This is a genomic window from Undibacterium sp. JH2W (genome assembly GCF_049340425.1).
In the GTDB taxonomy this organism is placed as follows: domain Bacteria; phylum Pseudomonadota; class Gammaproteobacteria; order Burkholderiales; family Burkholderiaceae_D; genus Undibacterium.
The window spans coordinates 289,069-301,564 of sequence record NZ_JBMPOT010000006.1; the positions used below are offsets into that span (position 1 = coordinate 289,069).

A 12,496-nucleotide genomic window follows, 5' to 3' on the forward strand; every position below is an offset into this window, starting at 1 on the left:
GCGCGATTAAAGCATGCTCATGCCAGATGGTGCAATAGCATGCACCATCATTTGCGAACCGGCATCAACGACGGTGCGGCTCCCAGTGCCCTTCCCTGAAATGCCAGGCATGACCTACCTGTTCCCAACGATGCTCAACCCAGAAATGGCCTGAGCGTGGAGCAGACCAGTAGCCACGGTGCCAGATATGACGCCCACCTTCCCAGAACCAGGCACCACCTATCCAGATATAACCGGGGGCAGGTGCCACCCCTATCACTTCAGCATACGGTGCAGGTGGCGCTGTTTCCACAACCACCACATTTGGCTGGGCATATACAGGCTGGGGCACATACACAGGCTGGGGTTGCGCATGATAGTAGGGGCGTGGTGCCACCACGCAACCCGTCATCATGGCGGCAACAGCAATTGCGCTTAAACATAAGGGCAAGGTTTTCATTTTATTACTCCGTTTCCAAGTCCACAGCTTGCAGTTGGCAAACCAGCGGTTTGTCAGGTGCAAGCACATACAGACGTTAACGCTCATGGTAAAACTGCTGTTGACGGGGTTTTGTAATGATTTGTAGCAAAAATGCAGGGCTTGCAGCATGGGCAAAAGAGGGCTGTAACAATTGCAACAGAGGTGAAAGATATTTGCCTGGCAACCGAGGAAGAGAACGCCGACCAATCAGTTTGGCAGGCACTCAATGGTGCAGGATACACTGCTTGCAAGACATGCTGTGTCCGGTGTTTTTGTATTGTACACTTGCTGTTCAGCTCAGAAAAAGAATGGAGACATCATGCGTATCAACAAGACCACAGCCATTGTTGCAGCATTTTTGGCAGGCATCATTGCATCCCCCGTGATACAACATGCAGTCAGCGAAGCCCGTGCAGATGCGCCTGCGCTGTCACCTGCAATATTGGATTTATTGGCAATCAAGCATGATGACTTGCCCAAGACCAGCAACCCGGAACTCAATGCCCGCACCCTGGTCTCCACCGACCACGCCACAGTCGGGATACAGTCTGGCAATATCGCCAAGCACATCCATCCTCAAACGGATGAATTGCAGTACATCATAGAAGGTAGCGGCAGCATGTGGCTGGGCAATGAGCGCAAGGATTTCAAACCCGGCAGCCTGATCGTCATCCCCAAAGGCACAGCCCATGCCGGCAGCATCGTCAGCAATGGCCCGGTCAAGGCCATCGCCATCAAGATCCCGCCTCAGGGCAAGGGGGATATTGTTTTTGTGGATTGAGGCATGTTGAAACTCATTAAACTGAGCAAGTCGCCACACCTATCTTTCTCACATGACGGGACTGGCAGGAGATTGTCGGCGGTTTTACTATTTCTCTTGAGCACAGCTTTACCAGGTATTGCGATGGCCGATAACTGGAATGGCGTGCGCGGAGCCATATTTGTCTTTTGCTCTATCCCTGTTGCGATATTGGGTTTTTTCATCAGCCTCGCTTTTATCATGAAAGGCGCTTTTCGAAAAACTACTTTCTTTTGTATCCACAGCGCCGTTTACATCAGCGCCGCATCTGCTGTCGTCATCGCCAGCGCGGCTGGCGGTGACCACCAGTCATTGAGCATTGCATTGATAGGTGAATCTATTTTTCTACTAATTGTGCTGCTGCCTGGCTTCATACAATATCTGGGGCGCAACCGCTACAACAAAGACCATGCGAACAAATCGCCAGAATAGAATTCAAACTGACCGTCAATTTATACATGGCACGACTTGATACCAGGGCATGCGTAATGCGCCAGGATGAAAAAGGATGCAGGCATTGCCGCCCGTAGCAACACCATCATAGACAGCACGTGAAACCCATACACTTTGCATCTGCGTTTGTTCACCCCAGGGAGCTAGCATCAATTTATAGGTTTTATCGTGAAGGTCAGTTTTTTTTGTCACCATCGTTTGATACATTTGCGGCACAGAATGATCCAATTTGGTGTTAGCCAAGACGAAAGTACTGTACCCATATCCGCCATTAAGCAATAAAAAGAAAAACAAGACCCAATACCTGCGTCGCGCAAAACGACCAAGATAAAAGATCAAGCCAGTAAGGGCGATGGCACTGATAGTCGCGAACACCAGGGCATCAGTCATTTGAAGCAGCATGATGCCACCCCCGCCCGCCAGCAACCTGAGCACCAGACTAGATACGATGAAGAGCAAGGCCAGGTCTGGCCTGATGTCGTCATGACGCTCCATAATTTGATAGCGGCCTGGCGCCCATGCCATCAGCGCAATCGCTACCCACGGCAATAGCATCAGGGCTAATATAGGCACGCCGGAAAAATGAGGAAACAGTAACGCAAAGATGGCCAGAGCGATGGAAAATGACTTTAAGTGCTTAGTCATTTTTTTTGCAGCAGCAAATTTTTGCATGCGCTCAGTCTTGCTATTGCCAAAATTGCTGTCGTTCGCAATCTCATCGAAGGCTAGTCGATTGTCCTGAGCATCCAGGTCTTCTATGGTGTTGAACCAGGACTGGAATACAGTATCCGTTTTTAGCAGAGAGTGGACATAGATTTTTAAGCGGTTTTCATCGAACGATAAAATCTCAGCCGCGTCCACAAAAGGGATAGCAGGAAGATAAAGCCGATGATCTTTCCCTGGCGCATGCCATGACCGCATGAGTCTGGAATCAATCCAGATGCTGGGTTCCCTGCGTCCCTGTATATGCGCATGCAACAAGCGCTTTGTCGCATGCAGTGTATGGACTTCGATGGCATCACGATACAAGATAAGTTTGTAGCAGCTGACTTTCAGAAAAAGATGCAAACCAAAAGCACTCAGCAGCAGGCATAGCAAATACAGTATCCAAAGCTGGCTGATTTCCTGCTCAGCCAAGTGTATCTTCGCTAGCACGACGCATGACACACCAGCCAAGACAATCAACACAGCCAGTAGCTGGAATAAAAATCGCCAGGGCAGCGACAATCGGTATATACGCGGAAAAGTGACTTCATCTTCGGAAAGATGTTTTTCTGCTTCAATGCAAGAGTTTTGTGATATTTCCACAGCCGGATTCTATTGATTGCTTCGGTTTTTTCCTGACATCCATACGCAGTTCTTCCTGCAGCATAGGTCAACACCAAAGCTCTACCTGCATGTTAGGTATGTTAGGCCTGTTAGCTGGGTCTCGTCAATCAAACTTGCCGCTCTGGCGAGCAATTCATCAAGTATTGTTGTGCACAGTCGCAGCCACACAAATGAAATTAATATCTTTATTTATTTTCCATTTCAGTGGCATCACTGAGCCTGGCTTCTCCTTGACATACCAGGATCAGGGCCATACTTATTCACTGACAGGCGTACACCACATACCATGGCATATGCAAGCCACCCTTGTGCAAATTGACGCAGGCCAGGTCGCCCATGGCAATGCGACGGTAGACGCTGCTGTCGACGGTGACTTCTTCACTCTGTTGAATGGGCCCCCAGGCGGCAAGTTGCAGATGATAAGACGTACTCTTGCCGCTTGAAACACGCTTGCCCAATACCTGGACCTGGTAGGTCTGGGCAACAGCATGATCCAGCCGCGCATTGATCAGGGTGACAGCACCATAGCCATAGGCAGAAAACACGAAGGCAAGGAAAATGATCATGAGGAACTTGCTATGCAGGGCGCGGTCTACCATTAAGCCCAGCACCAGCAATGCCAGGCCACAGACAAGTGCAGGTAGCATTGCCGCTTTGTAATGGACCATATTAATGTCCACCATGGACCGTAACATCAGGGCAATGCAAGGCATGAAGATCATCAGGGCCAGATTGGGTTTGACGTCTGTCGATTTTCCATCCAGTTGATACACGCCATTGGCCTGCTTCATCATCAATAGGGCCAGCCAGGGCAAAGCCAGTGCGGCCAGCATGAGCAAGGTATACGGCTCAGGAAAGACGATCAGCCATATCGCCACGACCACCGCCGCGCCATTGGCAAACTTGGCATTGCGCTTGGCCGTTTCCAGTCTTTGCATACGCTCACCCTTGCTGCTGCCCAGATTGCTGTCAGCGGCAATTTCATCGAGCTGTTTTTGCTGCTCTTGCGCATCAAGGTCTACGATGTTGTCCATCCAGCTCTGGAATGCAGCATCGGTCTTGAGCATCTTGGCGATCTGGATTTTTTTCTGTTGCGAGTCTCGCGGGATGAGGAAAATTTCTTCTGGTGCATTGTGGCGACGCACCAGCCTGCGGCCTTGTAATTGCGTGCACAACATGCGCCTGCTGGAAAACGTCTTATGCACCTCAATCGCATCATGCTGCAACACCACTTTGTATTTGAGGATATCGACGATTAAATAAACGCCCAAGGCGCTGAGTATCAAGGCAATCATCAACAAGATGCCTTTATTGCCCATGTCCTGGCCAGCCATGGCGATCAGCCATATGCCTGCTATCCCACCTCCGATCAGGAGCAAGCCCAGCGAAAAGGCGAGCAAGCGCCAGCCTGGCGACAAGCGATATTCCCTTGGGTAGATTGCTTGCACATGTCTTGGGAAAGGGGATTCTGCATTTTTCATGACTGGTCCTGTCTCTATTTTTTAACCTGCCTGCCCGGAACTTGTCGGGCAGACACGATGCTTTAACTCGTCCGGCAGTATACTGCCATCAAAAATTTGGTGCTGCTCTTGCTGATACAATTCCGTCTGCGTGAAGTTTTTCATCTTCCTCCCCCCCAAAAAAAACGGTGCGTTATAACGCACCTTACAGGTATAGTCGTTTCATTGATGCTCGTGCAGATCGTGTCGGTTTTTATCTGGATATCTTCCCTATTATCATTCCTGCGCTGGAGCGATATTGCCCAGGGTAGTGCTTGTTGAGATTGGGTAGGGTGCGTTGTAACGCACCGTTTGTTATTGGGCTATTGCTGCGTTATAAGCTGCCCTGCTTACAAGTAGCACGTTATGCAACGCCTGGTATTGAAAAATCCAACTCCCGCGATAGCTCAGCAGAACTCAGTTCCACCATGATTTAATCTCTGCTTTCGTCTTCCAGAGTCAAACATGTATCGTCATCTCCCCTATTTGAGCAGTTTTGCTGCTCTGGCATTCTGTATGTCAGCAAGCGCCGAGGATATGCGTTGTACCAAACCCGAGGTCGCGAATGATTTCTCTGCTTGTTACAAGTTGTCAGAAATGCGCATGAATGGCAGCGTGCGCTCTTTCCCCATGCATCAAGTTCGTGGCGATAAAACACCGGGTGAATTAATGAAATCCCCCTTCACCACCGTCTATGACTGTAAGACAGAAATGATGGAATTCAGGGAGGATGAGCAGCTGTTTTGGGGACCTGTCAAAGCCAACTCTGCCACTTCAAAAAAATGGCGTGACAGCATTTGCGAAGAGAAAAATGTGACCGTCGATGAGAAACTTAGGATGCCTTAGCGCCCACTTGTGAAAATTAGCACGCGCGCCATGGAGCTAGAAATAGATAAATGCATGCCAGGCAGCAAGGTTTTAGAAAATACACTAATTGTTAAATAATGTTTCAAATAGATTAATCATCATCATTTGAAACAAATGTCTAATATGCTAGGTAGTTGATTAATTCATAATTAATGAATAATCAATTGCCCTACTCCGGCTGCATGATTCCCCCATGCTCAATGCAAGACCAACATTGCAGGGTTTAGCCAGCCTCGATAGTCTCTTCATCTTTTTCAATCAATACCTGTGCTGCTCATCACGGCGATGGCGCACGGGCATGCTTGTAGCTTGTTGTTCTTCCTTTATTTTTCATAGCGGAGTTAAAACATGTGTGCATACAATCTCTCGTGGCTAAGTAATGGCTTACAAAATCAGGGGCAGAATTTGTCCTTGTTGTCTGCCTTGCTGAGTGCCATGAAAACCCTGCGTAGCGATGCTACGGCGCAAACCCCGGAATGGTTTGAAGCCTTGAGCGCCTTACTCAGTGCACTGGAAAAAAATCAAAAACCAGCCAGCCTGCTGCAAGCTGACTGGAATGCCTTGACGGCAGAATGGTCGGCTTTGCGTACCGCACTAGGCAATCAGTTACCTGCCACCTTAAAGCCACTGGATTATAAATTGTCAGAATTAAGCGCAGCCACCATAGCGCCAGCGACCACACCGGGAACCCTGAGTTACCCTCTGGTCGCGACCAGCAATCAAGTGGCTGGCAATGCTGCCGCAGGAGCCTTATCCTTTCAAACCTCGGGGTCAGCCTCGGCGCAGGCAAATGCCGTGATTGAAGTGCTGGCCAGTGCGCCTGACTGGGCAATTGCTGCCGGGTATGTGCACCCGGATGTTGAAAGTTTTTTCCGCATAGGTTTATTGGGTAATCTTGCAGCTGGTGTGAATGCCAGCGCCACGCCAGTCTGGGGTAGCATAGGCGTGGCTGCCAGTGCCAGGGCCAGTGCACATCTGGATCTGTGCTTCAATTATCCGCCCAGTCGTTATGTTGCTCAGGCCTTATCAGACAGCCTGGCACAATTGCCCATACCTGGTGAGTTGACTGGCATGCTGGCCGCTTGCAAGGGGCATGACTTTGCCATCAGCAGCCTGGATATCTCAGGCACGGCAAGCTTGAGCGGGAGTATCAAAGCCAGTACAACCTTGGTCCAGACGCTGGCCAGTGCCGGTGCCACGCCTTCATGGAGTCCTGTGGCTTTGGGCAAACCTGTCGATGTCACTGCGGGGCTTTCGGCAGCATTTGCAGCAAGCTGGGCACTCGATGGCGACCAGCACCTGACCGTCATACAAGATAAGAACCAGCCGCTAGTCAAGCTGGCCAGAGGTGTCAGCCGCAGCACAGGAGCATCGGTCGATATCTCGGCAAAAATCGGCATCGAAGGTATACAGGCTGCGCTGGACCCGGTCATGAGCAAGATCTTGCCTTCAGCCGAACCGCTGATCAGCAAGCTGGGCAGTTTTTCTGATTTGCGCGGTCTGGCACTCACAGCCTTGAACCAAGAACTGGGTTTGACAGCAGATGACGACTGGACACATGCAGCCCAGGCCTTGCTGGGTGTAGCCACGGGCGGTGCCAACACCCAGGCCACGCAGGTGCTGGGCAGCAGCCTTGGTAATATCGTCAGCAGTTTCACCAAGGATTATCTGGATCAAGGGATAGCGGCTGTCGCCACAGCGCAAAATACCCTACAAACTGAGATCAGCACGCTATTAACTGGCCTGCCCATCAATACTGCCGCACTGAGCGCAAAAATCACCGGTGCCTTGAATGAGGTGGCTCAAAAAATCGATGCAGAAATCACGACTCTGGCTAACAGGCTCAACACCGTACCAGTCACGGCAGCGACGCAAATAGCACAATCCCTGGGCTTGGCGACAACAGGCCTGCAACAGTTTATCAGCGACTTGCAAACCAAAACGAATGCAGCAACAGCACGCCTGAGTAACTGGCTGAAGTCGTATGAAGCCGCCAGGGAACGCATCGCCAAGGCCATCGCCCAGATTGAGAGTAATAAACTGGCTCTGGAAGTCGCTTATGCCTACCAAAAAAAGCAAAGTACCACGACCCTGATCAAAGTACGCTTTTTGCGCGATACGCCGGCCGCACAAGCTTTGTACAAGTCGCTGTGGACTGGCCAGCTGGACAATTATGCAGCACAGATCAAACTGTGTGAAAACGAAGCCAGTGCCATAGAAGAACAAAGCCTGTTTGGACAAACACAGCAACGCCAGATCAGTACCGGTCTGTCATTGAGCGTCTTTGATTTTATCAATGCCCAGAGCACCACCAGTGTGCTAGACAGTATCACCGTCAATGCTGACCGCAATGGCAAGATCATTGTCGCCAAAGATGCCGTCGCACTGAGCAGCACCGTGAGCCTGAATGGTTTGATCAGCCAATCCAGCCTGGCACTGAATCTGGAGATGCTGGCGCTCAAGGACAGTGCACCGCCTTTCGATGCAGAATTCAAAGGCAGTGGCGACGCCATCAAGAAGACTCATCTGAAAGATTTTTTTGCCCTGCTGGAAAAACTCAATGCCGTGTCCACAGGCTGCGGCGCACGCGTCAGTGATTTTTTATTTGCTGGTACGGCAGGTACCGATGCACTGGTGAGCCAGGCCAATATCAATGGCACTTGCATACTTGATCTGGATGCCTGGTTGCGCCTATTGCAAACCCCCGCTGATAAATTGAGTGCAGCAGTGCAGGCAAGTTGTTTCGCCAGCCTGACTGCTGCCGTCAATGTTGGCGCCGAGCGGGGTGGCATGGATGGCACACCGGCGGACTGGGTTGCATGGTGCCGTGGTTATACAGGTTGGTCTGAGCAACAATTGTGGTCCAGTGTGGCTGCCAGCAGCAGTGCCAGTAGCTGGACAGATGCATTATTTTCGGTCGAGCCACAATTTGGTTTTGATCCGGTCTCCACCAGCGACCCACTTGAACCTCGCACTATCCGCACCTCCTTGCGCAGGCTATGGGAAGTGCGTCGTATTGCCAATGGCGCAGGTGCGGCATGGGCCGCCGTCGTGGCTGAAGCGGCATTGCTGGCCGAACTCAGAAATGGTACGCCAGACGCTGCTACGGGGGTATTTGACAAACTGTCCAGGCTGTCCAAAAACATCAGCCAGGGCTTTGCCACTGCCTTTGAATTCAATGTGCCGGACTTGCAGCAACCGATGAAAGTCAGCTGGCGCTTCCTGGGGCTGATACTGGCGCTGCACAAGCTGGCATTACCAGACCAGGACAATACCTTCATCGTCAAGGTGGAAACGACAGTACAAGGTAACACCAATGCCAGGCTGTTTGTGTAAAGCCTGTTAGTTTTATCAGCACGCCTCTCATCAAGTACGGTGAGAGGCGATGCACTCCATAAGCTGCGGTAATTACCAGGGCGCGCCGTGCGCAGCATTGTTCGAATACGTCATGTGGCCCTTGTACTCTTGAGCTTGCTTCACTTCAGGCTCAACTAAAAAACCGCTCCAGTTTCGATACTTCATCATCCGGCCCTACGCTGCGTTTATTGCAGATATTCCGGCGGCCTGCGCCATTGTTTTTGAGGCTGCCATCATCGGCGATGTAATAGCCGGTGCGATAGTACTCTTGCTCATCCTTGTTTTGCGGCTTGTGAATGATCACAGGTTGCAGCATGGTGGGCATGGCCTGGCCTTCCTTGGTCTTGCAATCCCATTTGACGGCAGAGCCACTGTCGTCTATGCGTATGGTGGCGACATGGTTGCTGTTAGGCTGTTCCCACTTGATCTGGTAGACCACATAGGGCAATTTGCTGGCAACGGCCTTGAACTGTGCATCATCCTGTTTGGTAGGTACAGTGTCGACCACGATCAGGGCCAGGGCGGCATTGCGCTTGAAAGGCATGCTGCGGTAGTTAGGCGTTTCTTTGATCCAGTAGCTGACATAGTAATTGCCTGCCTTGGTGGCATACACCTGGCGCAAGTTTTTTTGCTCAAACAAAGCTGCGCGCGATTCCAGCAACAATTCATAACCCAGCTGCTCACCTTTGATATTGATGGCATATTGGGCAAATTCCCGGTACTTTTTATCGGTCGCCATGCGGCTATAGATGGGGTCGTCGGCACGCTGAGTGATGACGTCAGCCTTTTTGTCCAGGGCGGGAATGGCAGTCCACATCTGGGCCTGTGCAGTACCTGCCAGGCAAGCGGCAACAATACTGAATGCCAGGGCCAAACGCCTGGTCTTGATGGTGTAGGTATGCAACATGGTGGCCAGGTGTCAGCTATCAGCTATCTGATAAGAGTTAAATTGTCTTCAGTTTCATGCCATTGGTCAGCGCAAAATGGTGCAGCTGATCAATGATATTTTTCTTGGAGACTGAGATGATGATGACGCTACGTTCTGCATCATTGACCCAGAACTTGACCCTGCCTATGGCGTCAGAGCCACGCATCCAGCGCCTGAAGGTAGCGAAGATGCCATTGCCACCACCAGCGATTTTAGGATCAGCCATGGTGCGATAAGAACTGTCTGCGATTTCATAAAACAGCACATCGGCACAGGCAAAGGATTTGGACTTGCCCTCATCGATGATATAGATGGACTTGGTGTCGTAGTTGACGGCCAGCCCGTCATGGTCACAGACATCGGCGCATTTTGCGCTGTCAACACCTGAAAATTGCTGGATTTGTGTCACCAGCTTGCTATGTCTGCGCGCTTCCAGAGTCAGGCCAGCAAAGAAGGCATAGATAAACCAGATAATGACAGGCAAGCCCAGGATGTTGCGCATGTACTGGGCGCTGAAGTTGCTACCAATAAGAAAAAACAGAAACCAGGCAATCAGGATGTTTCTGATGAGTGGGATGGTGATGAAATGAAAGATGCTTTTGAACATCGGGATTACCTTATCATTACGGAAAGTATTTACAGGCTATTATAAATCTGAGTTCCCCCGAAACAGGTGCCATCAGCCAGGTAAAAGTGTAATCAAAAGTTACAATTTAAGCTATTCCTGCCCTGCCCCGGCCCTTCTCCGCTCAGGACGCGAGCAAAGCCTGCCTGAAAACCTGGGGGCTGGTTCCCATCAGTTCTTTGAAGGCAGACACATAGGCGGCACTGCTGGCAAATTGCAGGCGGTGGGCGATGGACTTGATGGACGCCGTGCTGGCCAGCAGGTCGAGCGAGGCAATCAGGCGGGCGCGTTGCCGCCAGTGACGAAATGACATGTCGGTCTGGGCGCTGAAGTGGCGGCTGAAACTCCGGCCCGACATGGCCAGCTGGGCCGCCAGCTCATCCATGGGGCGCTGCCACTGCCCTGCTCGCAGCATGTCCTGCAAGGCCAGCCTGAGTGGGCCGGGCGCTGGCCAGGGCAAGTCACTGGGCAGGCAGGCGGTTTCACTGAGAGCATGCAAAAGCAAGCCAGCCATCATGTTTTGCATGGCCAGGCTGCGCCCGGCCACGAACAAACCCTGCACCAGTTCACGCACCAGGCTGGAAGCCACCAGTACATGAGTCTCGCCCTGGCGGGCAAATTGCGGACAGGCTGCCAGCTTGGCAGGTGAAAAATACACCGTGCGCAAGGCCACGTCCGAGAGCATCTGTATGCCATGTTCTTGTTGCGGTGGCAGCCACAGGGCGCGCTGGGGCGGTATGGTCCATTGCTTGAAGCCGGTATCGACCTGCATGCTGCCGCAAAGGGCAAACACCAGTTGGCCGCTCTGATGACTGTGCACAGGCAGGCTATGCCCTTGCTGGTGGCTACGAGCCAGTACGCGCCAGTCTGGCTGTGAGGCTTGCGGTGGCAAGGGCATGGTGTTGGCTATATGGTCTGATCAATGTTGGCTGCTCAACGATATAAATTGGCATTTAATAGTTAATCAGCCAGCATAGTATGCAGCTTTTCTCTTATCCTGACCATCAGATCACCATGAAAACCGCTACCTCACTGATACATCTGGGCCGCCGCAGTGCGGCTGCTGTCCATGCCGTCAACCCGCCACTGGTGCGCGCCTCGACCATGCTGTTTGAGAACCTGGCAGCCTTCAAGGAATCTTATCGTGGCAAGGTCTTCGAGACGCCACGCTATGGCCGTTCGGGCACACTCACCAATTTTGAATTGCAGGCAGCCATGGCCGAACTCAGTGGTGCAGAAACCTGCATCGCCACTGGCAGCGGCCTTTCAGCCATCAGTGCCGTGCTGATGGCACATGCCCAGCCGGGGCGGCAAATCCTGGTCTATCAGGGGGTGTATGGGCCGACACGGCAAATCTGTGAGCAATACCTGCAAGCCATGGGCGTGAAGCTACGGTATTTTGCCGACCACCATGAGCTGGCCAGCCAGCTCAATGCAGACACCAGCCTGGTATTCGTGGAAACCCCGGCCTCGCTGAGCATGGAATTGCCGGACGTCGCTGCCATTTGCCGCCTGGCCCACGCCCAGGGTGCCATGGTGGCCTGTGATGCCACCTGGGGCACGCCGCTGTTTTTTGATGCGCACGGGTTGGGGGTCGATATTGCCATCCATGCTGCCACCAAGTTCATCAATGGCCATTCTGATGTCATGCTGGGCTTGCTGACAGGTTCCTATGCCAAGTTGGCTGCCGTGCGGCGCTGGTGTGATATACAGGGCAGCCATGCCGCCGCTGATGCCTGCTGGCTGGCCTTGCGCGGCTTACGCACCCTGGCTGTGCGCCTGGAAAAACACCAGGCCAGCGCCTTGCACATCGCTACTTGGCTGCAACAGCAAAGCCAGGTCGAGCAGGTGCTGTTCCCGGCATTGCCGGGTGACGCTGGCCATGCCATCTGGCAAAGCCAGTTCAGCGGGGCGGCCGGTCCCTTCAGCCTGGTCTTGCAGGAATGCAGCGAAGCTGACTTTGCCCGCTTTATCGATGGCCTGCAATTGTTTGGCCTGGGCACCAGCTGGGGCGGCTACGAGAGCCTGGTCATGCCCGCCATTCCCCATCATCTGCGCAGCCTGGATGTCTTGCCGGATGAGGGGCGCATGGTGCGCCTGCATATAGGCCTGGAAGATGCGGATGACCTCATGGCTGACTTGCAGGCCGCTTTGCAGCGCTTGAGTGCTTGAAGCTGCA

11 protein-coding genes are annotated in these 12,496 nt (G+C 52.3%); 5 read left to right on the forward strand and 6 right to left on the reverse strand.

Features of this window, described 5'->3' with window-relative positions:
• Window positions 1-64: 64 nt before the first annotated feature.
• Window positions 65-439: a hypothetical protein gene (locus ACO0LC_RS11005; RefSeq protein WP_423002892.1), complete on the reverse strand. Its 375-nt coding sequence runs from the start codon at window positions 437-439 to the stop codon at window positions 65-67.
• 340 nt (window positions 440-779) lie between these two features.
• On the opposite strand from ACO0LC_RS11005, the gene ACO0LC_RS11010 reads away from it, so the two are divergent.
• Both ACO0LC_RS11010 and ACO0LC_RS11015 read left to right on the forward strand, forming a co-directional pair.
• Window positions 780-1,241, forward strand: a complete 462-nt coding sequence (locus ACO0LC_RS11010) for a cupin domain-containing protein (protein WP_423002894.1) — start codon at window positions 780-782, stop codon at window positions 1,239-1,241.
• A 3-nt stretch (window positions 1,242-1,244) separates the two neighbouring features.
• A complete protein-coding gene (locus ACO0LC_RS11015) occupies window positions 1,245-1,691 on the forward strand; it encodes a hypothetical protein (protein ID WP_423002896.1) in 447 nt (148 codons plus the stop codon).
• Window positions 1,692-1,706: 15 nt separating this feature from the next.
• On the opposite strand, the gene ACO0LC_RS11020 is transcribed toward ACO0LC_RS11015, so the two are convergent.
• Both ACO0LC_RS11020 and ACO0LC_RS11025 read right to left on the reverse strand, forming a co-directional pair.
• Complete coding sequence (locus ACO0LC_RS11020) at window positions 1,707-2,384, reverse strand: hypothetical protein (RefSeq protein ID WP_423002898.1); 678 nt, start codon at window positions 2,382-2,384, stop codon at window positions 1,707-1,709.
• Between the two features lie 917 nt (window positions 2,385-3,301).
• Window positions 3,302-4,522: a hypothetical protein gene (locus tag ACO0LC_RS11025; protein WP_423002900.1), complete on the reverse strand. Its 1,221-nt coding sequence runs from the start codon at window positions 4,520-4,522 to the stop codon at window positions 3,302-3,304.
• 483 nt (window positions 4,523-5,005) lie between these two features.
• Between ACO0LC_RS11025 and ACO0LC_RS11030 the strand changes: the two genes are divergently transcribed.
• Window positions 5,006-5,386, forward strand: coding sequence for a hypothetical protein (locus ACO0LC_RS11030; RefSeq protein ID WP_423002902.1), 381 nt, complete (start codon window positions 5,006-5,008; stop codon window positions 5,384-5,386).
• Window positions 5,387-5,755: 369 nt separating this feature from the next.
• Entirely contained in the window at window positions 5,756-8,743 is a 2,988-nt protein-coding gene (locus ACO0LC_RS11035; protein WP_423002904.1) for a hypothetical protein, read from the forward strand.
• 151 nt (window positions 8,744-8,894) lie between these two features.
• Here ACO0LC_RS11035 and ACO0LC_RS11040 read toward each other — a convergent pair whose 3' ends face one another.
• The 3 genes from ACO0LC_RS11040 to ACO0LC_RS11050 form a co-directional block, all read right to left on the reverse strand.
• Window positions 8,895-9,671, reverse strand: coding sequence for a hypothetical protein (locus ACO0LC_RS11040; protein ID WP_423002906.1), 777 nt, complete (start codon window positions 9,669-9,671; stop codon window positions 8,895-8,897).
• A gap of 37 nt (window positions 9,672-9,708) precedes the next feature.
• Window positions 9,709-10,299 (reverse strand): hypothetical protein, encoded by a 591-nt coding sequence (locus ACO0LC_RS11045; RefSeq protein WP_423002908.1) that lies wholly within the window; start codon window positions 10,297-10,299, stop codon window positions 9,709-9,711.
• A 142-nt stretch (window positions 10,300-10,441) separates the two neighbouring features.
• Window positions 10,442-11,215, reverse strand: coding sequence for an AraC family transcriptional regulator (locus ACO0LC_RS11050; protein ID WP_423002910.1), 774 nt, complete (start codon window positions 11,213-11,215; stop codon window positions 10,442-10,444).
• A gap of 116 nt (window positions 11,216-11,331) precedes the next feature.
• Between ACO0LC_RS11050 and metC the strand changes: the two genes are divergently transcribed.
• Window positions 11,332-12,489, forward strand: coding sequence for a cystathionine beta-lyase (metC, locus tag ACO0LC_RS11055; RefSeq protein ID WP_423002912.1), 1,158 nt, complete (start codon window positions 11,332-11,334; stop codon window positions 12,487-12,489).
• Window positions 12,490-12,496 lie beyond the last annotated feature (7 nt).

Excerpts from the sequence above, each read along its gene's own strand:
- ACO0LC_RS11005 (WP_423002892.1), bottom strand. The coding sequence starts at position 439 with ATGAAAACCTTGCCCTTATGTTTAAGCGCAATTGCTGTTGCCGCCATG.
- ACO0LC_RS11010 (WP_423002894.1), top strand. The coding sequence starts at position 780 with ATGCGTATCAACAAGACCACAGCCATTGTTGCAGCATTTTTGGCAGGC.
- ACO0LC_RS11035 (WP_423002904.1), top strand. The coding sequence starts at position 5,756 with ATGTGTGCATACAATCTCTCGTGGCTAAGTAATGGCTTACAAAATCAG.
- ACO0LC_RS11025 (WP_423002900.1), bottom strand. The coding sequence starts at position 4,522 with ATGAAAAATGCAGAATCCCCTTTCCCAAGACATGTGCAAGCAATCTAC.
- ACO0LC_RS11015 (WP_423002896.1), top strand. The coding sequence starts at position 1,245 with ATGTTGAAACTCATTAAACTGAGCAAGTCGCCACACCTATCTTTCTCA.
- ACO0LC_RS11030 (WP_423002902.1), top strand. The coding sequence starts at position 5,006 with ATGTATCGTCATCTCCCCTATTTGAGCAGTTTTGCTGCTCTGGCATTC.
- ACO0LC_RS11050 (WP_423002910.1), bottom strand. The coding sequence starts at position 11,215 with ATGCCCTTGCCACCGCAAGCCTCACAGCCAGACTGGCGCGTACTGGCT.
- ACO0LC_RS11040 (WP_423002906.1), bottom strand. The coding sequence starts at position 9,671 with ATGTTGCATACCTACACCATCAAGACCAGGCGTTTGGCCCTGGCATTC.
- metC (WP_423002912.1), top strand. The coding sequence starts at position 11,332 with ATGAAAACCGCTACCTCACTGATACATCTGGGCCGCCGCAGTGCGGCT.
- ACO0LC_RS11020 (WP_423002898.1), bottom strand. The coding sequence starts at position 2,384 with ATGCAAAAATTTGCTGCTGCAAAAAAAATGACTAAGCACTTAAAGTCA.
- ACO0LC_RS11045 (WP_423002908.1), bottom strand. The coding sequence starts at position 10,299 with ATGTTCAAAAGCATCTTTCATTTCATCACCATCCCACTCATCAGAAAC.